This window comes from Sphingopyxis sp. MWB1, assembly GCF_000763945.1.
Lineage (GTDB): Bacteria > Pseudomonadota > Alphaproteobacteria > Sphingomonadales > Sphingomonadaceae > Sphingopyxis.
On the sequence record NZ_JQFJ01000002.1, the window covers coordinates 1,694,888 to 1,719,480 of the forward strand.

Genomic DNA, 24,593 nt, shown 5'->3' on the forward strand with positions numbered 1-24,593 from the left:
GCGACCAAGATGATGAGATAAGAACTGGGATATTCTCGTTTCCCAAGCGCAGCAGAGAGAAAAGGGCAGCTTTACGCTCTGCTGCGCTCGATTCCTCAACGACCCCTGACTCTGTCTTCCAGAACAGCACGACAGAACCCGCTTTCCGCTGCGTGTCGCTTGGCTGAAAAGCCTTACGGTTCAGTGAATTCGATCGTGGTGGCCAACGCGTGATATGCTACGCGCCCGTGGAGCGCAATCCGGGGTCCTTCAGACCACAGGGACGCCATGGATATTGGCTTGTTTATTAAGCCAGAACGCTTCGTTCTCGAATCGACGGAAAATATCCGGCGGCAATATCGTCTTGCGCTCTTGCGCAGCTACTTTGCGGCCGACTGCATGCAGTCCCGGCATCCCCGTGTGCGCATCGAACGCTTCGGTATCGAGATGCACATTGTTGAAATCATGCTGGAATGGCGCTTCTCCGATGAAATCATAAACCGCCGCCATCGCCTTGGCGGGATCGCGCGCCAATGTTTCATACTGAAGCAGCATCAAATGACCTGCATACTCGCCAAAAAAAGCATTTTTCAGCGCATTGTAGGAGTAACCCACCAGCCCATCGCCCATGGTGAATCCATCCGCCCGGTGATAGACAGTGCTGCCGGTTTGGAAATTGGACATGAAAGATGGGCGCAAGGCGTTTCTTTGCATCGCCCGTTCCAAGCTGTCGATGATCCAGGACAGATGGCGCACGCAGGCAATGATCTTGAAGTCCGGATAAAGCTCGCTCAGCACAGGCAGCTTGGCGCACCATGTGCGGTTTGTGTCAAAAATGACGTCGCCTGCGAAATCCTGGCCATAATAACCTTCAAAAAGGCCTCGCAATACGCGCCGGCGCTGTTCATCGCTAATGAAGACGGACAATTCATTGCGATCGCTCATCTCCCCCAGCATGGCATCGACCATGCCCGCCAGCGGGCTGCTCATATGCGCGTGGAATCGCGGGTTCTGCCGCAACAATGCGGCCAGCAAGGTCGATCCCGACCTGGGCAGGCCAGAGATGAAATATATCGGCCGCACGGCTTCTCCCTTTTTCCAATCGCCAGATCCGGTGATAGCGTGCGCAGACTTCATTGGATACTCTCGGCATTCATATACCCCTGCGGTAAGGCTTGGTTCTGCAGGGGAGCATTTCGTGGTCAGAACTTCATCCGAAATCCGGTATCGCCCCTGAGACTGTTGCTGTCGCCGAAATCGTCGATCGCGGTGTCGAGCGAAAGCTCCGTGAACAGGGTGAAGCGGTCGTCGCTCCAGCTATAGCTGCCGCCTATGCCGACCTCGCCCCACAGGCGTTCGTCGCGGCGCGCAAGCGGTGTGCCGGAAACGCCGACGATGCTGCCATCGAGCCATTCGTACCGGAGGTTGACGATGCCGTAGAGATGGCTGCGACGGGCGCCGTCGCTGCCGTCCCAGATGCGCTGATGATCGAGCGCGATGCCCCAGCGGGTCTGGAGGCTGCCGCTCATGTCGGAGGAGACGTACGCCTCGCTGGGGTCTGTGAAGGAGCCGAACCGTACATGCGAATAGATCATCTGGATCTGCGGTGTAACACTGAGACCGCCGCCTACGGGCGAACGCTTGCCAACCTCGAGGCTGAACGTCTCGCCCGATCCATGATTATTGTCGATGAGCGTGCCGAGCACATCCGATGCGAGGTCGCTGCGATACCAGCTGACCTGCGCCTGCGCGTCAGCATAGAAGCCGGTACTCTCATACCAGGTCAGCGTCGCACCAAGGCCGTAGCCCTGGGTGTCGATCGAGCCATCGCCAAAGCGCGAGCCTATGCTGGCATCGGCTGTGCCATACCGCCCGTTGATCCCTGCGATGATGATATCCTCGGCATTGTCGACCAGTGCCTTGTCGAACCCTGCCTGGAGCGACCAATTGTCAACGTCGAGATCCGCGCGGCTGGTCGAGAAGGCCGCATCGGGACGATGACGGGTGCTTTCGATGCGCCCCCACATGCCGACCCCGCCTTGCGTAAAGCCCGACCATTGGCGGTTGCCCACGCGTTGCTGCAGGGTAGGCAGGCGGTTGAGTGTCTGGAGCGTGGCCGCATAGCTTTCATAAAGCGGTACGCCGGGCTGGTAGAGCGGACCAAGGGGCCCGATGGGGTCGAGCAAAGCTGAGCGCAGATACCAGTCACCGTCGTCGGGTGCGGAAACCCCGCCCTGAAACAACCGGTAGCCGTACGCGCCGGCGATCACCGCCGGACTGCCTTCAAAGTCATAGTCGCCATTGAGCGTAAAAATGCCCGCGGAGAGTCCGCCGGTGACGTCGATGATCTTGATGCCCTCCATAGTCTGCGCGCCGAGGCCGCCGCGATTGACGAGGTTGATCGCGGTGGTTCCCGATGTGCCATTTGCAACGACAAGGCGGTCGGTCAGCGAGGCATCGCCCCCGAGGGCGGCTTCGATTTCCAGCGTGCCGCCCGCGCCGGTATAGCTGCCCGTGACGGTCAGGGTCCCGAATCCTTCGCGGCCCGGCGCCACCACCCCGCTGTTGGCAAGGTCGCCGACCGTGCCGGTTCCCTCCAGGCGACCGTCCCTGTTGACGCTCACCGCGCCGCCAAGAACCCCCGTAACCGCAAGCGTACCCGCCGCCACATTGGTCGCGCCCGTGAAGCCCGCATTGTCACCGGTGACGAGCAAAGTTCCCGCGCCCGACTTGGTCAGCGCGCCAGTACCGGAAAAAGCACCGCCATAGGTGAAAACGGTATCGGCGGCGGTGGCGATTGTCCCCGCGCCCGCCATCAGGATGTCCCGTGTACTGGCCAGGCTGGCGCTGGTCGCAAGCGTTCCACCGTCAAGCGTCACATTGCCCGTCGCCGCACCAAGGCCCGCGTCGGCTGCAATCTGCACCGTGCCGCCGGTGATCGCAGTGCCACCGGTATAGCTGTTGACGCCGGAGAGGATAAGCGTTCCGGCGTCGCTCTTCACGAGCTGTGCATCGCCCGACAGAACCGCCGCGATCGTCGCGGTGATGCCCGCACCGCTGGCACTGCCGTCGCCGACGCGGATGATCGAGTTCGGCGCCGCAAGCAGGATGTTGCCGCCGGTGATCATATAGCCGTCACTTGCGAACTGCATCCCCGATGCCGCCACTTGTCCCACGCCGTTGTCGACCGTTACAATACCGCCGGTGCCGCCAAACACCGCGAAGGCGGCATCCGAGTAAGCGGCGTTGGGATTGCCATTGGCGTCCGTCCAATTATCATTGCCGCCGCTCGCCTGCCAGATGCCATCGCCGCCGTTGACGATGCCGTCATTCTTTGGCCCCGCCCCGCCGTCCCAGAAATTGAGCGTGAGGCCCGCTGCGTTGACAAGGTTGACCTGGCCGGCGACGGATGTCTGCACAGCAACATCGCTTCCGGCCGGCATGATGCCGAGGCCTAGCCCGTTGTTGGTGAGTGTCCCGCCATAATTGAACAGACGATAGACGCCGACGTCGAAGGCGCCGCCGGTTGGCACGGTCACATCGAGCGTCCCGTCGAGGATCAGATTGCCGCCAACATTCACCAAATCATTCAGGGATCCGCCAACGACACCGGCCTCGCCGAGCTCCCAGGCAAGTCGCGTGCCGCCCCCAAGCGACAAATTGCCGCCAATGTTTAATGTGCCCGCGCCGCCCGCGCCCGGCGCCAGCATGGCGCCGTCCGCCAGCGTTACGTCGCCGCCGAGCGTGCCGGTGCCGCCCAGGCTCGCGCCCGAAGCGACGCTGGTGAGGCTGCTAACCCCGGCATAATTGCCGTTGACGAGCAAAGTGCCCGCCGTGACCGCTGTGCCGCCGCTGTAGCTGCCGACGCCGCCCAGCACCAGCGTCCCTGCGCCGCTCTTGGTCAGGCTGCCGCCGCCCGAAATTGTGCCGCTGAGACCCAGGGTCGTTCCGCCATCGGTGGAAATCGTCCCGATACCGGCCAAATCAACTGCGCGGACCGCGTTGAAGCTGGCGGTTGTATTGAGCGTGCCACCGCCAAAAACCAGCCCGCCTGCGGCGTCGCCAAGATTGGCGTCGCTTGAAATTTGCAGCGTCCCGCCGTTGATCGCGGTACCGCCACTATAGCTGTTGGAGCCCACCAGAATGAGCGTGCCGGCATCCGTCTTGACCAGTTGGCTGCCGCCCATGATCGCACTGGCGATGGTTGTGGTATAGCCTGCGCCCGCCGCCGTGCCGTCGCCGACGCGGACCACCGATTGCGCCCCCGTCAGAGTAAGGTCACCACCGATGAGGCTGTAGCCATCGACCGCGAATTGCATTCCCGAAACGGTGACCGCGCCCAGACTATTGTCGATTGTGACCGAGCCGGGCGCGCCGGTAAAGATGGCGAAGGCGCCATCGTCGAATGACGCGTTGACCGCGCCGGTCGCGTCCGCCCAGTTATCATTGCCGGTGCCGCTCTGCCATACGCCGTGGCCGCCATTGACGGCGCCGTTGAATTTGGGCCCAGCAGCGCCATCCCAGAAATTGAGGGTCACGCCGCCAGTATTGATCAGGTTGATCTGGTTCGCGACCGCCGCTTGGACAAAAACATCAGAACCCGCCGGCATGGTGCCGATCGCAAGGCCGTTGTCGGTAAGTGTCCCGCCATAGTTGATCACGCGATAGAGGCCGATGTCAAAAGAGCCTCCCGGGGTTACTGTGACGTCGATTGTGCCGTCGAGCACAAGGTCGCCCACCACATTTACCACGTCGTTAAGCGGACTGCCCGGCGCGTTTGCGAGGCCAAAGTCATACCCCAGCGACGCCCCCGCCGCGAGAGACAGGTCGCCGTTGATGGTAAGCGCACCTGCCCCGCCAGCGCCGGGCATCAATGCGGCGCCATCCGCCAAGCTGACGTTCCCGCCGATGATCCCCGTGCCGCCCAGGGTCGCGCCAGCCGCAACATTCGTCGCGCCGCTGGCGGCGCTCTGGTCGCCATTGACCAGCAGCGTCCCCGCAGCAACGCGCGTTACGCCAACATAGCTGTTGGCGCCGGTGAGAGTCAGGATGCCGCCGCCTGTCTGGGTCAGCGTGCCATTGCCCGAGATCAGACCCGCAAAGGTTACGCCGTCTGAGCGGTCGAAGGCCAATGCGGCGTTATTGAGGACGTTACCGGTGATGCTGCCGGTCGTGCCGCCATTGCCTATCTGGAGCGTGCCTGCCCCGATCGTCGTGCCGCCGCCGTAACGGTTGTCGGCGGCGAGGATCGTCGTACCGCTGCCGATCTGGCTGAGCGCGCCATTGCCGGTAATCGCACCTGCAAAGACGACGCGGTCAGAGCGATTGAACGCCAGAAGGCCGTCGTTTGCGACATTGCCCACGATGCGGCCGGTCGTGCCGCCATTGCCTAGTTGCAGCCTGCCAGCCGCAATGCTGGTCCCGCCAGTATATGCATTATCGGCCGCCAGCACCAGCGAACCTGCGCCGTCCTTGGTCAGCAATCCGCCACCGGTGATTGTGCCATTCAACGTCAGCACCGTGCCCCCTTCGGTAAGGAAGCTGCCGGCACCCGCCAAATCGACCGCACGGTTCGACCCCATATCGGCGGTCGTGTTCAGCGTGCCGCCATCAAGAAGCAAGCCGCCTGCCGCATCACCGAGATTGGCATCGTTCGAAACCCGCAACGTCCCGCCGGTCACCGCGGTGCCTCCGCTGAAGCTGTTCGCGCCCGTCAATATGAGCGTACCGGCGTCCGTCTTGACCAGACCCGCTGTGCCCGCCAGCTCGGCGGTGATGCTTGCGCTAAAGCCTGCCCCTGCCGCGCTGCTGTCGCCGACCTGGACGATCGCTCGCGCGCCAGTCAGCGTCAGCGCATCTCCGGTCAGGATATATCCGTCGCTGGCGAACTGCATTCCCGACGCCTGGACCATGCCTCCAGCATCGTCGATCGTCACTGTCCCCGGCGCGGCCGAAAAAATCGCGAAGCTGCCCTGCGCATAGTCGGCGTTGACCGACCCGTTGAGGTCGGTCCAATTGTTCGAACCGCCGACGATCCGCCATACGCCGTCGCCCCCGTTGACAGCGCCATTATTCTTTGGGCCGGCATTGCCATCCCAAAAGCTCAGGTTCAGCCCAGCGGTATTGACCAGATTGACTTGTCCCCCGATCGCGGTCTGCACCGACACCATGCTGCCCGCCGGCATCGTGCCAAGCGTCAGGCCATTGTCGGTCAACGTGCCGCCATAGTTGAACGCACGGTAGATGCCGGGGCCGAAGCTGCCGGTGGCGGGCACCGAAACATTCACCGTCCCGGCGAGGGTCAGGTCGCCGCCGACATTGACGAGATCGTTGAGTGACCCGCCCGCGACATTCGCCGCGCCGAACTCGAAATCAAGTACCGACCCGGCGGAAAGCATAAGGTTGCCGCCCACCGAGAGCGTGCCGACATTCCCGGCGCCAGCCGCCAGCGTGGCGCCATCGGCCAGCATAACATTCCCGCCAATGATGCCCGATCCACCGAGCAGGGCACCGGACGCAATGCTCACCAGCCCCGTTGCCGCCGATTGGTCGCCGTTCACGAACAGGCTGCCCGCTGTCACGATGGTGTCGCCCGCATAGCTGTTCGTGCCGGTCAGCACGAGATTTCCGGTTCCGACCTTGGTGACGCCGCCAACGCCGGAGATCACCCCGGAAAGCGTCAGAAAGGTCCCGGTTTCGGTTGCCAGGGTGCCGGCCCCGATCAGATCCACCGCCCGACTGGACGTGACGTCTGCCGTGGTGTGGAGTGTGCCGCCGTTGAAGCTGAGCCCAGACCCCGCCGCACCAAGGTTGACGTCGCTCGCGATACGCAGCGTTCCGCCGTTCATCGCGGTGCCGCCGGTGTAGCCATTGGTTCCGGTCAGCACCAGCGTGCCCATATCGGTCTTGACGAGCTGGCTCGCACCCAGAAGGTCAGAGGCAATCGTGGCGGTGATCGCGGCGCCGGACGCTGAACCATCGCCGACACGGATCACTGAAACCGGTGCGCCGGTCAGGTTGATCGGATCGCCTTCGATAGCATAGCCTTCGCTCGCAAACTGCATGCCCGCGACGTTAATCGCACCGAGGCCCCCGTCGACCGTAACGGTCCCGCCGATACCGCCGAAAATCGCGAAAGCGCTGTCGAGGAACGGAGCGTTGATCGACGCATCGTCCAGCGTCCAGTTATCGTTGCCCGATATGTTCTGCCACACACCGTCGCCGCCGGTGATAATAGCGTCGTTGCGGCCACCGCTCGCGCCGTCCCAGAAGCGCAGCGCCAGGCCATTGGTGTTGATCAGATTCACCTGATTGGGCACCGAGGTCTGCACAAAAAAGTCGGTCCCAGCGGGGATGGCACCGATCATCAGGCCGTTATTGGTCAAGGCGCCAGCATAGTTGATGACCCGGTAAATTCCCGGATCAAAGCTGCCGCCGGCGCTTGTGACCACGTTGAGCGTGCCGTCCAGCAACAGGTCGCCGCCGACATTGACGAGATCGTTGAACGCACCCCCGATGACATTGGCCTGACCAAAGTCGTAATTGAGGGTGGAACCTCCCGCCAATGCGAGATGGCCGTTGATCGCGAGCGTGCCTGGACCGTCAGCACCGCCCGGGGCGAGAATCCCCCGGTCAGCAATCGCAACGTCGCCGCCGATCGTGCCGACGCCGCCCAGCGTTGCACCCAGGGCGACGCTGGTCACGCCGGTCGCCGCGCTCTGGTCACCGTTGACCAGCAATGTCCCCGCACTCACAGTGCTGGCACCAGTGTAGCTGTTGGCGCCGGTGAGGATGGTCGTACCCGAACCGATCTGGGCGAACGTTCCCGTCCCGGAAATCATACCAGAGAAGGTTACCGCATCCGACCGATTGAAACCGAACGCGGCGTTGTTGAGCACGTCACCAGTGATGCCACCCGTAGTCCCGCCGTTCCCCAGTAGAAGCTCCCCGGCGGTGATCGTGGTGCCGCCCCTATAGCTTCCGTTACCTGTCAGGATCGTCTTCCCGGGGCCAATTTGGCTAACCATGCCGTCGCCGGTGATCGCGCCCGCAAAAATCAGGCTATCCGAGCGGTTGAACGCCAGCTGGCCATTGTTAAATACATCCCCGACAAGGCTTCCAGCAGTTCCCCCAGCACCGAGATGGAGCGAGCCCGCCCCAATCGTGGTACCACCGCCATAGGTATTGGCGTTGGTGAGAATGAGCGAACCCCCGCCTTCCTTGGTCAGTGCGCCCGCGCCTGACACAACGCCCGCCAGCGTGAGCGTCGTGCCGCCATCGGTCAGAAACCTGCCAGCACCCGCAAGGTCGACAGCCCGGGCCGAAACAATGTTCGCCGTGGTGTTGAGCGTACCGCCGTTGAAGGAGAGGCTCCCTGCTGCGTCGCCCAGATTGGTATCGCTGGAGATGCGCAATGTGCCGTCATTGATCGCGGTGCCCCCTGTGTAGCTGTTGGCACCAGCCAGCACGAGCGTGCCGCCCAGATCCTTGACCAGACGTGCCGAGCCCGCGAGCTGCGCGGTGATCGTGGTGGTGATAGCCCCATCGGCTGGACTGCCGTCGCCGATACGCACCCACGCATCCACGCCGGTCAGCGTGAGGGGACCACCTGCAATAGTGTAGCCGTCGACCGCGAACTGCATGCCCGCTGACAGAACATTGCCGCCGACATTATCGACCGTGACGGTGCCGCCCGTCCCCTGAAAGATCGCAAAGCTGTCCTGCGCATAGTCGGCGTTGACCGTCCCGTTCACGTCGGTCCAGTCGATCTGATTGCCGCTGACACGCCATATTCCGTCGCCGCCCTGGATTGCGCCGTCGTTCTTTGGTTGACCGGTGCCGTCCCAGAAGTTGAGCATGAGCCCCGCGGTGTTCGCGAGGTTAACCTGCCCCCCAATCGCGGTCTGAACGAAAACATCGCTGCCCGGCGGCATCGTGCCGACAGAAAGGCCATTGTCCGTCAGCGCACCCGAATAGTTGAACATCCGGTACACACCGGGACCAAAGCTGCCGCCCGGCGCCTGCGTCACATTGACGACGCCATCGAGCACCAGATCCCCGCCCACATTGACCAGATCGTTGAGCGGACCGCCTGGCACGTTCGCCTGCCCGAACTCGAAATCGACCAGCGAGGCATTGCCAAGCGCAAGCCCGCCGTTGATCGTCAACGCACCGACCCCGTTCGATCCGGCCGCAAGCGTGCCACCGTCGGCGATGATCACACTGCCGCCGATCGTGCCGATACCGCCCAATGTCGCGCCCGAAGCGACGCTGGTAAGGTTCGTCGCGCCCGACTGGTCGCCATTCACCAGCAAGACGCCCGAATTGACGATCGTCGGGCCTGCATAGCTGTTGTTGCCGGTCAGGATCGTGGTCCCGGGCCCTGATTGCGTGACCGATCCGCCGCCAATGATCATCCCGCCCATGGTCAGCGTACCTGCGCGGTTGAACAACAGCGCACTATTGTTGAGCAAATTGCCCGCTATGCTGCCCGCCGTGCCACCGTAACCGATCTGCAGCGTCCCCGCGCTGATCGTCGTCAGCCCCGTGTAGCCATTGTCCGCAGTCAGCGTCAGCGTTCCCGCGCCGGTCTTGGTGAGCGTGCCCGGTCCCGACAGCGCACCTGCCAGCGTCAGCACTGTCCCGGCGTCGGTCGAAATATTGCCAGCCCCTGCCAGTTCCACCGCTCGGTTCGACGTGAAGCTGGCCGTCGTGTTGAGCCGCCCGCCCGTCAGCGTCAGTCCCCCGCTCGACGTGCCCAGATTGGCGTCGCCCGAAACCTGGAGCGTCCCCGCAGTGACGTTCGTGCCACCCTGATAGCTGTTCACGCCGGAAAGAATCGTGGTACCGCTGCCGATCTGGCGCACGGCACCCGTACCCGATATCGCGCCCGTAACCGCAAGCGTGCCCGAACGGTTGAACTCCAGCAGGGCATTGTTCGCGACATCGCCCGCGAGCGCCCCGGACCCGCCGCCATTGCCGATCCGCAGCGTCCCCGTCGTGATCGTCGTTCCACCGCTATAGCTATGGTTGCCGGTCAGCGTCAGCGTACCCGCCGCCTGTTTCTCTAGCCGTTCGAAGCCGTTCACGTTGGCACCATCGACCGTCAGGGCGGCGGCGTTGATCACTTGCAGCAGATCCGACCCCGCCCCGCCATCGACAAATGCGGCGCTGATGCCCGCTCCGTCATACAGGGCCAGCGTGTCATCCCCCGCGCCCAGCGACAATGTGCCGCCAGCGGTATTCACGGTGCCGAACAGTTCAACGCGATCCGCGCCGTCGCCCAGATTGCCAGTCGCCCGCATGGTAACGCCATTGCCCAGCCTCACGACCTGGCTGCCGCCGTCTCCGGTGATAACGGTCTGCGCCCCAGCGGTTCCCTGCAGCATGCCGTTGACGACCAGCGCCGAATTGCCGGTCATGGCGAGCGTGGGGGTCGTCAGCGCACCTGATGTCCCGTCTCCGATCTGAAGCGTCCCGCCGCTGATCGTGGTCGCACCGATATTGTTGAGCGCCGAGGTCAATATGCTGGTGCCAGTGCCGATCTGCGCCAGCGTGCCGGGGCCGCTCAACGTGCCGCTGAAGAGGAAGGTGTCGCTGCGGTTGAGCGAGAGAGTCGATGTCGCCGAATCAACGATCACATTGCCTGCACCCGCATTACCGGTCGTGCCGCCGTTGCCCACCATCAGGTTGCCGTCATTTATGACGGTGTTGCCCGTAAAGCTGTTATTGCCGGTCAGTACCCAGGTGCCGCTGTCATTCTTCGCCAAGGTCGTCCTGCCGGTGCCGTTGTCGGCGATGGCCCCGCCCATGGTGTTTGAGCCGGTATTGGTTCCGCCGAGTACGATCGTGCGCATTGCATTAGTGCCGTTAAGGCCGACCGTGCCGGTGTTCGCGAATATGAGCGCGCCCGTTCCCGACGACTGGATATAAGTCACGCCGGTATCGAGCGTGAACCGGCGGTCCGTACTGTCGCCGGTGCCAACATAGCGCAGGGTCGAACCGTTGCCGATGACCAGATTGCTGGCCACATTGGTCGAGGCACCGATGCTGCTCGCCGCGCCGCCATCGCTGAGCTTGTCGACAATGAGGATGCCGCCGCTGATCGTCGTGGCGCCAGTATAGGTGCTCGCGCTATTGGTCAGGCGCCAGGTGCCCGCGCCTGCCTTGACCAGTCGGGTCGTCCCCGAATTGTCCAGGCGCGCGGCGAAAATATTCTCGCCCACATTCGTGCCGGTCAGGGTCAGCGTGCGCGTTGTCCCAGGACTCGCAAGCGTCACCGCCCCCCCATAAGTCAGCGCAAGTGCGCCCGTCCCGGAGGAATCGATCGTTCCGCCACTGGCCCCCAAGGTAAACTGGCGGTTCGTGCTGCTGCCTGCTCCGACGTAATTCAACGTGCCGTTGATAACCAGATTTGCCGGGCCGGAAGACGAAGCGCCGATCGAGCTGTTGAATCCACCGTTCGCCAGACAATCAACCGTCAGCGTTCCCGCATTGATGGTAGTAACGCCAGTATAGCTGCTGTCGCAGCCCGCGAGCCTCTGGTTGCCGCCGCCGCTCTTCACCAAATTTCCGCTACCGCTAATGGCGCCCGCGTAGGTCTGGCTGGCGCCATCCCCAATTGTTAGCGTACCCGTGCCCAACGCGATGTTTCCGCCCAGACTTCCTCCACCGATCAGGGATCGTGCGGTGGCGCTGAAATCATTCAGGTCCAGCAACACTCCGGCGGTATTGTTCAGCCAGAAGGAATTGGTGGCGCCGAAAGCCGTAGCCGAACCGGCGCGCAAGATGCCGCCTCTTACGCGGGTATTATTGGTGTAACTGTTGTTGCCGGACAGCACCATCGTGCCTGGGCCGTCCTTGTACAACTCGCCGCCGCCGACGATCTGACCGCTGAACCCGAGCGTGCTGGCGGCATTGGTCACATTGATGACGCCATAGCCCGTAAGGCTGAACCCCCGATCAATGCTGATAGTCCCGCCGGTGTAGTTCAAGCTGCCGCTAATGAACACCAGATTGGCAGACGCACTGCTGGAGGCGCCGATGCCGCTGGCCTGCCCGCCGTTCGCCAGGCAGTCGACAGTGATCGCGGCGCCTTGCAATGTTGTAGCGCCGGTGTAGCTGTTGTTGCAGCCGTTGAAGGTCTGGTTGCCGCCGTTGGTGCGCCACACGCCGCCGGTCCCGCTGATGACGCCGGAATAATCGCCATTTCCGGATGCGATGCGCAGCGTGCCCGAGCCCAGCGTGACGTTGCCACCCATCGCCCCGCCGCCATTGAGCGGACCGATGAGGTTGTCGAAGTTATTGAGATCGAGCACTGCACCCGCCGCATCGGCCAGATTTGTGCTCGAACCGGTCAATGCTCCGAATACGTTCGCCGCGCCCGCGCGCAGCACGCCGTTGTTGATGCTGTTGCCGCCCGTATGAGTATTGGCCCCTGTCAGCACCAATGTGCCGGCGCCGTTCTTGGTCAATCGACCACCGCCTACCACGACGCCACTATTGGTGAGAATAGTGGCCGCCGACGTCACATCGACGATCCCGCCACTGGCGCCAAGGGTGAATCCGCGATTGCTGGTGGTCGTGCCGCCCGTATATTGCAGCCCGCCGCCATTGAGGATGAGGCTGCTCGGCGCGTTGCTTCCCGCGCCGATACTGCTCACCTGCCCGCCATCGGCCAACGTGGTCGCGCCCAAAAGCCCGCCGTTGACGGTTATGACTCCGGTGAAGTCATTGGCCGAATTGGCCAGCGTCAACGTGCCAGGGCCGCTCTTGGTAAAAGCGGCGTCGCCCGGACTGGTGACCAAGCCGCTCAAGGTCAGATTGGCAGCCGCGTTAGTGACTTCAATGCCACTGCCCAGGATGGCTCCCGACTTGTCAAAGACGAAGCCGCGGTCGCTACTGTCGCCGCCACCTGTATAGCGCAGCGTGCTGCCTTCCAGCACCAGATTCGACGAAGCCGCCGATGAGGCGCCTATGCTGCTCGCAGCGCCGCCATTGCGGACGCTGGCCACCGCCAGCGTACCATGAACGACGCGCGTGGCGCCGGTATAGCTGTTGGCCGTGTTGCTAAGCGTGACGAGACCGGTGCCCGCCTTGGTAAAGCCCATGCCCGGACCATTGTCGACAATCTGCGAACCGATTGTGAAATTGCCCGTGCTATTCTGCTGGATGCCCAGCACGCCGCCAGAGGCGCCAGTCATCATACCACCGGTAATCTGCTGGTTGCCGCCCATCACGGTCGGCGCGACGATGATGGTGCCATCGACACCCAGCGTTTCGCCGGCATCGACCGTCACGGTGGTGGACACCGCCTGTGTATAGCGCAGCCCGCCAAGCTGCTTTGTGCCCGTCACCGTGCCAAAGAAGCCCGCAACATCGGTTATATATTCATCGGGGACCCAGTTGGCGGCATTGTCCTTGTCGGTATAGTCGGCGTCGGTGAAGGCCTGGATGTTGCCGCCGACCACCTTGGCGTAATCGGTGCCGTTAACGGTGGCCCAGCCGCCGAGCGCCGTGTTGGTAGTGGTGATGTTGCCGCTGCTCGGCAAGACGAAGTTCATCAGTCCACCGGTCCGGGTGATGGCGCCAAGATTGATGGTCATGCTGCCGCCCGTTCCCGACACGGCGCTGATCATGTTGTTGCCAGCGCTGATCACCAGACCGTCAAATGTCTGCGTGTTGCTTTCGTTCGCGGCGCCGGTCACCCTCAGGGTGCCGCCAGCCATGCGGAGCGTCGAGTCACTGCCGATGATATTGCTCAGCGGGCCGCCGGTGGAGCTGAAGTCAAGCGCCAGCGTGCCCCCGCCGACCCTTGTGTCGCCGCTGTAGCTGCTGGCTCCGGTCAGGGTCTGGGTACTGTTACCCATTTTGCTGAGCCCGCCATTACCCGTAATGCTGCCCCCAAAGCTCGCGCTTGTGCCTGTCGGCCCATCGATTTTCAGCAGCGCGGTGCCCAGATCGAGCGTACCGCCTGTGCCGGTCAGCGCGGTCAGGGTCTGGTCGAAATCGTTAAGGTCCAACGTGCCGCCATTGACGTCAAAACGGGTCGACCCGGCGAAAGCGGTGGCCGATCCGGCGCGCAAAATGCCACTGTCAACGATGGTCTGGCCCGTATAGCTGTTGTCGCCGGTCACCAACCAGGTTCCCGATCCGGCGCCGCGCAGATTGCCCGTACCCGAAATCACGCCTGAGATTACATTGTCCGCGCCGGTGAAACTGCCACCGAGAGTGGCAGTGTTAGTAATGCCCATCGGGCCACTGAGCGTCAGCGCTCCCGCACCGTTGCTGTTGAGCGAACCATTGGAGATACCGAAACTCTTGTTGGTCGATTCTCCTGCACCGACATAGGAGAGATTGCCGCCATTGATGGAAATGGCGCCCGTGCCGAGCGAACCGGCCACGCCGACATGGGAAAACAGCGCTGCTTCGACCAGACCTGCGCCACCGATGCTCGCCGTGCCCGAAAATATATTGGCGGTGCCCAGCCTGAGCGTATGGCCGCTGCCCGCACTGAAAAAAGCGGTGCGGCCGGAATTGCTGCTGATCACGCCCAGCAGATTCATGTCTGCGGAATTTGCGCTGAAACCAAAGGGACGCGAGCCACCCGTGGCGGAAATATCCCCCGTCAACGTCAGCGCCCCGCTGCCATTGTTGTGCAGGAACACCCCGCCCGAATAATTGCCGGGCCGGAAGTTCCAGTTGCGGTTGGAACTGTGGCCTGTGCCAGTATAACCGAGTATCGAATTACCCAAGGCCTGGCAGCAGCCTGGCCCTAACAGGATGGTGCCGTTGGCCACGGTGGTGGGAGCGCCAAGCGCGCTTGCCTCGCCCAGATTTCCGATCGAACTGAAGGAATTGGAGATGCCGCCCCAGCCGGGCAAGGTGGTGAACTGGGTTTGCCCCTGATAGTTGCTGGCGTCGTTGGTCAGCGCGATACCGGCCCCCACATTTAAGCCGCCAGCGCCGGTGTAGAACGCATCCCCCAGCCCTCCGCCCCGGATATTGCCGATGCCACTGTCGATATTGATCGTACGGCTTGCTGAAATCATGCCATTCGCCGTCAATGTGCGGCTATTACCAAGATTGATCACATTGCCGGAACTGCCAAGTGCAGCATCGCCGATCGCGCCGATGGTGAGGCTGCCACCCGTGGCGTTGATAGTCCCGGTGAAACTGTTGGCCGCATTCAGCGTAAGCCCGCCACCCGTGATATCAATACCGCCGCCAAAGGTGTTGGCGCCGTTCAAGGCCAGATTGCCACCACCAGCTTTGGTCCAACCGCCATCGGTGGTGACCCGCGATCCAATGGTCGAAGCCCCCGTCGTCACCGTCAGCGTGGGATTGGCTCCGCGCAGGTTTAATGTGCCGCCTGTGATAATATAGCCGTTGGTCTGGAAAGTGATATTGCGCACGGTTATCGGCGCATTCACCGTTACTGTACCAGCGCTTCCGCCGAATATGGCGTCGTCAAGCGCCGCGTTATTCCAGGGCCGGAATGGTCCGCTCACCCCATCGGCGCTGAGGCTCCAGGCGGGTGCCGTCTCGTCCCATGTGCCGGTGCCTCCTTCGCCAATGGCAGTGCCATTGACATCCCAGCGGACCGTCTCCTGGCCCCAGGACGAGGCCGGCGATCCCACGGCAGCCATTGCCAGCAGCGCCCAGCGGCAGACGCCTGCCCGCATCATAGGCCGGGTGATTATTCTTTTCCGGGCTAGAGACGGCTTGTTGCGGAGAGCCTCCTGCGTGATCGCCGGTAAACCCATCTGGCCCCCCTCATATATATGCGTTAAGCAACTGAATTCCGGTAGGGAGTGTAGGCACTTACCAGAAATCCGCTATCCATTATCGGAAGCTGTCGCGTTAATCATGATCATGCCTCGGGAGAGCAGGCGATGAAGAAAGGAGATTTGCGCGAGTTCAGGGACATCAATCATTTTCGGGCCCATCTGCGCGGGCGCGATACACCGGCCGTCCAAATTGAGCCTGGCGCCATCAATATCCGCTTTCGGTCTGTCGACCTGCACGGGATGGTTTTTTCAGAAAATCGCGTGAATTGTAGCGTTATCGATCATTCCCGCATCAAGGCGGGGTTAACATTCTTTGTCATAAATCTTTCGCCTGCCATCTTCCTTGGAAGAAGGATGGATCCGGGTCATCTGATCATCCTCGATTCCGGACGCGAATATCGCAACATCCTCGCCAGCAAATGGCACGGCATCGGGATCGCGGTCGAAACCCAGATGCTCGCGGCTGAAAATGTCACCCTGCCTCTATCCCGTCTTCGACCCGAGGATTCCTGCATTCCGCTGCCAATCGAGCTGGTCGGGATATTTCGGCGGCTCGCGGACACCGCGTTCGGCGGGACCAAAGCCGCGGATACCTCTGACCTTCGCGTTTCCCTCCTGCGAGCACTCGGCAAGGGGTTAACGCTCGGCACGAGCAGGCGCGATGCGCACGCCGTTTCGCGGCCCGTCGAAGGCTATGCGCTGACCATGCGGATGATCCGGCAGGTCGAAGGGTGTTTCGGACAGCGCGTAAGCGTGAACGAAATCGCCCGTCATCTCGATGTCACGCCGCGTGCGCTTCACTATGCCGTTCGATCGACCCTGGGTATCCGTCCGCTCGACTTGCTCCTGCGGCTCCGTCTCAACCATGTGCGCAACGAACTTTGGCAGATGCGCAGATCGGGAGCGAGCATCACAAGCGCCGCCCTGGCGCAGGATTTCGTCCATCTCGGGCGCTTTTCGCAGCAATATCGCGCGCTGTTCGGCGAATTGCCGTCTCAGACATTAGAGAGAACGCGGTTGATTGCCGATGAATTTCCGCATGCCGCGGAAGCACCCATTATCGCAGCCTGAAAGGCCGTCACCGGCTGGCGCCGGAAAAACTCTTCACGGTTGTTTGGCCATGACCTTTAAATTCAGCGCTGCCCCACGAAGCGCGGCACATAGAGCCCCAATAGGAGCGGTCCCGCTTAACCATGTTCCTCATGCCGTCGATCGACCCGATGCCTCATAATATGACGCCCAGATAGCTTCGGGAGCGTAGCCGATCCCGGCATCGGCCAAAAGGTAGGCTCTTCACATGCTGGCCCGTTGCATTGAGCGGCTCAAAATCCGTGCTGGCACGGACTGCGGCAGCAGGCGTAGCCAAAACCACGCCCGCACTTCTCTCTTTTGTTGTTCGGCTATGGCGTACCCAAGATGATGAAGGTGCGAACTGGGTGATCATCGCTTGAAGTCAATGAAAGTCGCGGGACTTCGGGATAATGCGCAGGTTGCGGGGATGCTGTGCGCGGGGTGTTTCCGAATGAAAGGCAATCTCTGTTGGCTCGATGACTCTCTCGTTCAACCGATCGAGCAGGATGGTGCGATCGACGATGCGCTTAGCCAGCAGGTGGAGGACGCCCTCCTCGCTCTTTTGAACCTCTCCCTGCACTTCCATCAGGCGTGAAGCCATCAGGGGGCGCCGATAGCGTTCGAGCAGGCTGGCCCAGAGCAGAATATTCACAATCCCCGTCTCATCCTCCAATGTGACGAAGACGGCGTTACCCTTGCCTGGCCGTTGGCGGACCAATACGACTCCTGCCACCTTTGCCACATCGCCATCAGGCACGGCGAAAAGTTCGGCGCTGGAGAGAATGCCTTCGGCGCGCAGCGTTTGGCGCAGGAAATATAGGGGGTGCTGCTTTAACGAGAGACGGGTGGTCTGATAATCCGCCGCCACCTCTTCCGACAGCGGCATCGCCGGTAGCAACGCATCGGGCTCGGCGGCCAGTTCGCGCGCACGCGCGGCAGCGAAGAGAGGTAACTCGCCGCCCGCGGGCAAGCGCCTTGCTTCCCAGGCGGCGGTCCGCCGCCCAAGCCCGATCGAACTGCAAGCGTCGGCATCGGCCAGCAAGTGTAGCGCCCGTCGCGGCAGCGGCGCGGTTCGCACTTCGCTCGGCCCCTTTTCGGCCTGCGGCACGCGCACCCGTCGCTGCAAATCCTCGATATTGGTGAAATGACCGCCGGTGCGCCGTTCGGCCACGATGGCATACCCCCAATCCGCGCGGAATCCATCAATCTGGCGAAAACCCAGACGCAGCGCATGCTGCTTGTCCCCTCGATGCGCGGCGACATTCCACTTCCAGCGGTCATGTACAGCTTGATCTTCCGCGCCGCTTTCCAGCCGATTATCCCAATCGCTGTAATTTATGTCGATGGGATGCACCGTCACGCCATGTTCGCGCGCATCGCGTACGATTTGTGCGGGGGCGTAAAAGCCCATCGGCTGCGAATTGAGCAAGGCGGCGGCAAAAACCGCCGGATGCGTGCATTTGAGCCATGCCGAGACATAGACAAGCAGCGCGAAGGAAATAGCGTGGCTTTCGGGAAAGCCATAGCTGCCGAAACCCTTGATCTGGTTATAGCAGCGCTGTGCGAAATCGCGCTGATAGCCGCGCGCGACCATGCCTTCGACCATCTTGGTTTCGAAATGGGTGATGGTGCCGACATTGCGAAAGGTCGCCATCGCGCGGCGGAGCTGGTTCGCCTCATCGGGGGTGAAGCCCGCGGCGATGATGGCAAGCTTCATCGCCTGTTCCTGAAACAGCGGCACGCCATAAGTGTCCCCCAGCACCCCGCGGAGCTCATCGGGATCATGCGGCGGCGCGGGAGAGGGAAAGTCGACTTTCTCTTTTCCCATGCGCCGCTTGAGATAGGGGTGAACCATATCGCCTTCGATCGGACCTGGCCGGACGATCGCCACCTGCACGGCGAGATCATAAAATTCGCGTGGCTTGAGGCGCGGGAGCATGTTGATCTGGGCGCGGCTTTCGACCTGGAACACCCCGATGCTGTCGCCCGCGCAAAGCATGTCATAAACTGGCGGTGCGTCCTGCGGGATGCTGGCAAGGGTGAAGTCGCCAAGGCCATGATCGCGCATCATCTCGAACGCCTTGCGGATGCAGCTCAACATGCCGAGCGCCAGTACATCGACCTTCATCAGGCCGAGCGCGTCAATGTCATCCTTGTCCCATTCGATGAAGGTGCGATCCTCCATCGCGGCGTTGTGGATCGGCACCAGTTCATCGAGCCGCCCCTGGGTCAGCACAAATCCGCCGACATGCTGGGACAGGTGGCGGGGCGCGTTGAGCAATTGATCGACGATCCAGCGCAACCGCGCGAGTTCGGGGGCATCGGGATCAAAACCGCTGTCGGCGATGCGCTGCGCTTCCACCGCACCCGCATAGCTTCCCCAGACGGTGCTGGTCAGCCGCGCGGTCATATCTTCAGAGAGGCCGAGCACCTTGCCCACTTCGCGCACCGCGCTTTTGGGGCGGTAGTGAATAACCGTTGCGGCGATCCCCGCCCGGCTGCGGCCATAGCGTTCATAAATATGCTGGATCACTTCCTCGCGGCGCTCATGCTCGAAATCGACGTCGATATCGGGCGGTTCATTGCGCTCTGCCGACACGAAGCGCGAGAAGAGCAGGTTGAACTTTGCCGGATCGACCGAGGTGATGCCCAGAAAATAGCATACTGCCGAATTGGCCGCCGATCCCCGCCCCTGGCACAGGATGGGCGGATCGAGCGAACGCGCAAATTTCACCAGCTCATAGACGGTGAGGAAATAGCAGGCATAGCGCCGTTTGCGGATCAGCCGGAATTCGGTGCGCAACAGGTTGCGAATCCGGCGGGGAATGCCGCCCGGATAGGCTTTTTCGGCGGCCTGAAGTGTGATGTGCTTGAGCCAGGGCATGGGCTTCCATCCCTTGGGCACCGGCTCGCGCGGATATTCATAGCGTAATTGGTCGAGCGTGAAGCCGATCCGCGACATTATGTCGGTGGATGCGGTCAAAGCTTCGGGCGCGGCCTTGAACAGGCGCGCCATTTCCCCCGGTGATCTGAGATGGCGTTCGGCATTGGGAAGCAGGCGCGTTCCGGCCTCGGCCAGGGTGATGCCTTCGTCGATACAGCGAATGACATCGTGCAGCGGTCGCTGTTCGGGGGTCGCATATAGCGCGTCGCAAGTGGCGAGCAAGGGGATGCCCGTGCGGGCCGACAGGGCTTTCAGGCGGGCGAGACGGCGCTGGTCATCGCCCCTTCGCCGCATCGTCGCGGCAATCCACAAGGGCGCGCGACCAGCCAGGCGGCGGAGCAAAAACTCCGCGCTTTCATCGGCAAAGGCGATCAGCAGCAGGCCTTGGACATGCTCGACCAAGTCGGCCAGATAGAGGGCACAGCCCCCTTTTTCCGCGCGGCGATTGCCAAGCGTCAGCAGCCGCGTCAGCCGTCCCCATCCCTCCCGGTCCATGGGATAGGCGATGATGTCGGGCGTATCATCCGCAAACACCAGCCGCGCGCCGACCAGCAACTGGAAATCAAAAGCCGCCGGTTCGGTTTCGGCCAGCTTTGCCCGTGCGGCCTTCCACGCGGAAAAAGCCCGCACCACTCCAGCGACCGTGTTGCGGTCCGCGATGCCAATACCCTTGTACCCCAGCGCAATCGCTCTTGCGACCATGTCGGCCGGATGGGAGGCGCCGTGCAAAAAGGAATAGTTGGTGGCGGCCGCCAGTTCGGAAAAAGACGGGGGCGGAGACAGGGTTTTCGTCACGCGAACAGCCCATGGATATACCAGACAGGCGTCTGCGTTTCGCGCTCATACAGGCCATGGCGGAACAGCCAGAAACGCCGGCCGCGCGCATCCTCGACCCGGAAATAATCACGGGTCAGCAGCGGGCGGGAGGGGGGATTGTTGAGCGCGCCGGGGTCGGGATCGGGGTCGGGCAGGCGCTCGACCGGGACGCGCCACCATTCCCCCGCAATGCGCTCCGGCCCTTCAAAGCGTTTCACCTCGTGAAGCGTGCGGCGCCAGCGAAAGCGGCGGGGCGGACCGTCGGGCACTTCGGCCAGAACCTCCACCGGTTGGGGGGGATCGAATAGATGCAAAGGGCGAAGAGGCACTTCCCCCGCCGCCGGACGCGGCCAAGGCAGGGGGTCGCGGGTCTCGCTGACCGGTAGGGTCAGCATCTGCTGTTCGGGAATATGCGTATCGCGCCAGATAAAGCGCCGAATGCGCCGCCGCCCCAATCTCGTGCCCAGCCGGTCAATCAGCGCGGCCATCGCCTCTTCGCTCAGACCGCCGCCTTCCAGCTCCAGCTGGGACGGCCCCAACGGTTCGGCTGTCGGCACGGTCAGTCGGACCAGATCGAAACCGAAGCCGGGATCGATCGGATCGGCAAGCGTATTGATCCGTTCCCAAAACAGGCGCGCCGTGACGGCTGGGTCGCGCGTGGGCAGCCCGGTCTCAACCGCAATCTCCCGCACCGCGCCATCGCTGCGATAGAGGCGCCCGACAAAATGCCGCCCGCCCTTCCCGCCTTCTTCCAGCACTTTTGCGGCTTCGCGGACAAGCCCGTCCAGCGCCGTCAATATATCTTCGGTGCGGGCAACCGGTTCTGCAAAACGCTGTTCGAACATCAACGCTGGAGGGGCGCGGCGAGGGGAAATGCGGCTGTTGGCATGACCCAGAAGCCGATCGAGTCTGGTCACCATCTCTGCGCCAAAGCGGGCCGCGAGCGGCGCCATGGGGCGCGCGGCAAGATCGCCGACGGTCTTGAGACCGGCGCGGCGGAGCGCCATTTCGTCTTCCTCCTCCAGTCGCAACGCCGCGATGGAAAGGCGGCGGATGGCTTGATGCTCGTTGACAGCCGGCGCCGTCTGAAAGCGAGCCAACGCCTGCGCGGCTTCAGCCGTTTTGGCGAAGGCATGGCGCAGGGTCATGCCGGCGGCGCCTATCCGCCGTTCGACCTCCGCCGCCAGCGCAGCCTCTCCCCCCCAAAGATGCGCGCATCCCGTGACATCGAGGGTAACCCCATCAGGCGGATCGAGGGCGACCATTGGGCTCCAGCGGTCGCAGCCATCGGCAATGCGCTCGAGCCAGAGATGGTCGGCATGGTTATCCTGCTCAATCACGGCAAGCTCGGGAACGCGCGCGCGCGCATCCGCCAACGTCAGACCAGGGGTCAGGCCCAGACGCAGCGCATACGAATCGAGCGCCACGACGTGCATCGCGCCGCGCTGCTTTTCGACGAAGGCGAACGGCGCGTCATCCGGTTCGGAGCGGTGCGCCACGCGCCAGCGATCGGCCGAGAGAAACGGAAACCATAGAGCCAGATAGCGTCGTATCGCGGAAGCTGCTTCGGTCACGATCCCATTCCAGATGCCAAGTGCCACCATCCGGACGGCCACGCTGACGCAACAATTTGATGATGAAAGAAGGCCGACCGGGCGCTCCAGCCTCCAATGCTGTGGAAGGCGCGGCGTGAACGCTCCAACGTGTCTGGGCCGCGCTGGGCCCGGGCTCCGCTTCGACACGGAGAAGCAAGATGGTGACGCCGGACGCTTTTGCCGCCAGCGCCAAACGCCGACTTGCAGTCAGGTCGAGCGCGCGCGGGCTGCGCCACACTTCGATCACCGCGACGCCCACCGAAGCGCAGCGAGCCACGTCGACCGCCGTGCGTAGCAGCGTTACCGGATCGGGCAAAGCGACCAACACAATGCGTTCCGGATCGATTCCTATCTCCGCCAATCCGGGCGGATAAAGACGGGCCTGTCGCTCCGCCATATCCTCGCGCAGCCAGAACAAAGGAGCGCGCCCCTGGTTGACGAGACAGGCCAGCATCGCCGTGAAGCCAGCCGCACTGCTGCTGTCGGCCCGTTCTGCTGCGAATAATTCGTGCAATCGCCCCCGCGCCAACCCGCCGCCAATTGCGATGTCGAGCGTCGAATGGCCCAGAGCTGTCGAATGACACGCGCCGTCTTGCGCCTCGATCGAGACAGACTTCCCTTGCATAGCGCATAAAGCATTCACCGACTCGACTGCCCAAATGTTCCTCATATGTTCTTTTCAGACATATGGCAGGGAGGTGTCAAGTTGGGCAATTCCGTCTGCGGGGAGCTAAAATTCCGGTCCGAACCAGAGCTTTTCTCGAGTTCTGGAGACCCTGGCAGGGTATTAATGATGTATTTTCAGGGACGTGGTGCACCCAAGATGAAAAAATTCTCTTTGCATCATTTGCTGGGCTACATGCCCTCGCCGCATCGGACCACCTCAATCCATTGCGGTTGACGAAGATGGTTTTGCTCAAAACTCGCCGACCATCGACGTGCGTGCGGCCCTGGCTCTTGGACAAACAGGGCAGAAGCCGAGCCATTTGCTCGTCCGCCATTCAGAACAAATTACTCATTCGTTAAGCTCCTCACGCGAGCTTCACACCCAACACACCGAATTATTGGCAATCAAGTCGGGTTACGCCGCCCGTCTGGCATAATATCCGAATGCGGCGATGACGGCGTAGCATGCGGCGGGGAGCAGCATGGCGAGGCCGAGGCTTCCGGTGATGTCGGCAAGCGCCCCGGTGGCGAGCGGGATGACGGCGCCGCCGAAGATGGCGACATTGATGATGCCCGATCCGTCGGCGGCGCGGCTGCCGAGCTTTTCGGAAGCGAGGCTGAAGATGGTCGGGAACATGATCGCGTTCATCAGGCCGATCGCGAGCAGGCTGTAGCCGGAGATCATTCCGGTCGTGTTGATCGAGACAAGGATCAGCGCGATGGCGCCCAGCGCGACCGCGGCGAGCAGCTTGCCCGGGCTGATGACGCGCATCAGGCCCGATCCGATGAAGCGGCCGACCATGGCGCCGCCCCAGTAAAGGCCGATCAGCTTGCCCGCGGCTTGCTCGGGAAGCGCCATGACATGGCCCTGCATCAGATAATTGACGATCAGCGAGCCGATCGACACCTCGGCCCCGACATAGAGAAAGATGCACAGTGCGCCAAAGCCGAAGCGCGGGCGCTTGAGCAGGTCGAGCCCCGCCAGCGCCGCGCTCGGCTCATGCCGTTCATTCTTGAGCCGGCCGCGGAACAGCCAGACCGCCCCCGCCACAACGGCCAGCGCCGCCGCAATGCCCAGATAGCCATGGACGATCGCCTGGCTTTCGGCGGTGCGATAGGCATCAAGTTCGGCGCCCGACAATTGATCCGCGCTCATCGTCGCCAGGCTGCCGAGGATCAGCACCGATCCAGCAATCGGAAAGATGGTGGTGCCCAGCGAGTTGAACGCCTGGGCAAAGGTCAGCCGGCTGTGTGCGGTTTCGGGCTTGCCGAGCAGCGAGATGAGCGGATTGGCGACGACCTGCACGATCACCACCCCGCTCGCGAGCACGAACAGGGCAAAGAGAAACAGGCCATAGACCGCCTGCTGCGAGGCAGGGATGAAGAGCAGGCAGCCGACCATCATCGTCAGCAGCCCCGCCACCGCGCCGCGCATATAACCGATCTTCTTGACCAGCTTTGCCCCCGGAATGCCGATGACCAGATAGGCGGTGAAGAAGCAGAATTGCACCAGCATCGCCTGCGTATAGCTCAGCGTGAACAGCTCCTTCAGCTTCGGGATGATCACATCATTCAAGGACGTAATCCCCCCGAAGATGAAGAACAGACCCATTACAAACCAGCGCAGCTCCGGCGCATCAACATGCGATGCAGCGCTTTCGCTTTCCCCGGGTCCGGCCGCCATATCCTGCGGTGCATGGGCCATCTCATTCTCCTTCATATAAATATCCGGGC

7 protein-coding genes and 1 pseudogene are annotated in these 24,593 nt (G+C 62.5%); 1 reads left to right on the forward strand and 7 read right to left on the reverse strand.

Annotated elements, in window-relative coordinates; translation table 11 throughout:
* Positions 1–249: 249 nt before the first annotated feature.
* Both JV18_RS0108610 and JV18_RS15225 read right to left on the reverse strand, forming a co-directional pair.
* Complete coding sequence (locus tag JV18_RS0108610) at positions 250–1,116, reverse strand: sulfotransferase family protein (RefSeq protein ID WP_081944750.1); 867 nt, start codon at positions 1,114–1,116, stop codon at positions 250–252.
* Between the two features lie 65 nt (positions 1,117–1,181).
* Positions 1,182–15,665: an autotransporter-associated beta strand repeat-containing protein gene (locus JV18_RS15225; protein WP_033074182.1), complete on the reverse strand. Its 14,484-nt coding sequence runs from the start codon at positions 15,663–15,665 to the stop codon at positions 1,182–1,184.
* A gap of 207 nt (positions 15,666–15,872) precedes the next feature.
* Here JV18_RS15225 and JV18_RS0108620 point away from each other — a divergent pair, with 207 nt between their 5' ends.
* Complete coding sequence (locus tag JV18_RS0108620; RefSeq protein ID WP_033074183.1) at positions 15,873–16,838, forward strand: helix-turn-helix domain-containing protein; 966 nt, start codon at positions 15,873–15,875, stop codon at positions 16,836–16,838.
* A gap of 382 nt (positions 16,839–17,220) precedes the next feature.
* Here JV18_RS0108620 and JV18_RS0108625 read toward each other — a convergent pair whose 3' ends face one another.
* The 5 genes and pseudogenes from JV18_RS0108625 to JV18_RS0108640 all read right to left on the reverse strand — a co-directional run bounded on the left by JV18_RS0108625 (position 17,221) and on the right by JV18_RS0108640 (position 24,564).
* Positions 17,221–20,577, reverse strand: coding sequence for an error-prone DNA polymerase (locus JV18_RS0108625; RefSeq protein ID WP_235303027.1), 3,357 nt, complete (start codon positions 20,575–20,577; stop codon positions 17,221–17,223).
* A complete protein-coding gene (locus JV18_RS0108630) occupies positions 20,574–22,172 on the reverse strand; it encodes a Y-family DNA polymerase (RefSeq protein ID WP_235303029.1) in 1,599 nt (532 codons plus the stop codon). Before JV18_RS0108630 ends, JV18_RS0108625 begins: the two co-directional genes overlap by 4 nt.
* Complete coding sequence (locus tag JV18_RS15630) at positions 22,072–22,818, reverse strand: ImuA family protein (protein ID WP_235303031.1); 747 nt, start codon at positions 22,816–22,818, stop codon at positions 22,072–22,074. Before JV18_RS15630 ends, JV18_RS0108630 begins: the two co-directional genes overlap by 101 nt.
* Before the next feature lie 193 nt (positions 22,819–23,011).
* Positions 23,012–23,194, reverse strand: a pseudogene (locus JV18_RS15635) (IS5/IS1182 family transposase); the annotation flags it as partial.
* 80 nt (positions 23,195–23,274) lie between these two features.
* Positions 23,275–24,564 carry a sugar MFS transporter gene (locus JV18_RS0108640; RefSeq protein WP_052072166.1) on the reverse strand — a complete coding sequence of 430 codons (1,290 nt, stop codon included), beginning with the start codon at positions 24,562–24,564 and terminating at the stop codon, positions 23,275–23,277.
* Positions 24,565–24,593: the final 29 nt, after the last annotated feature.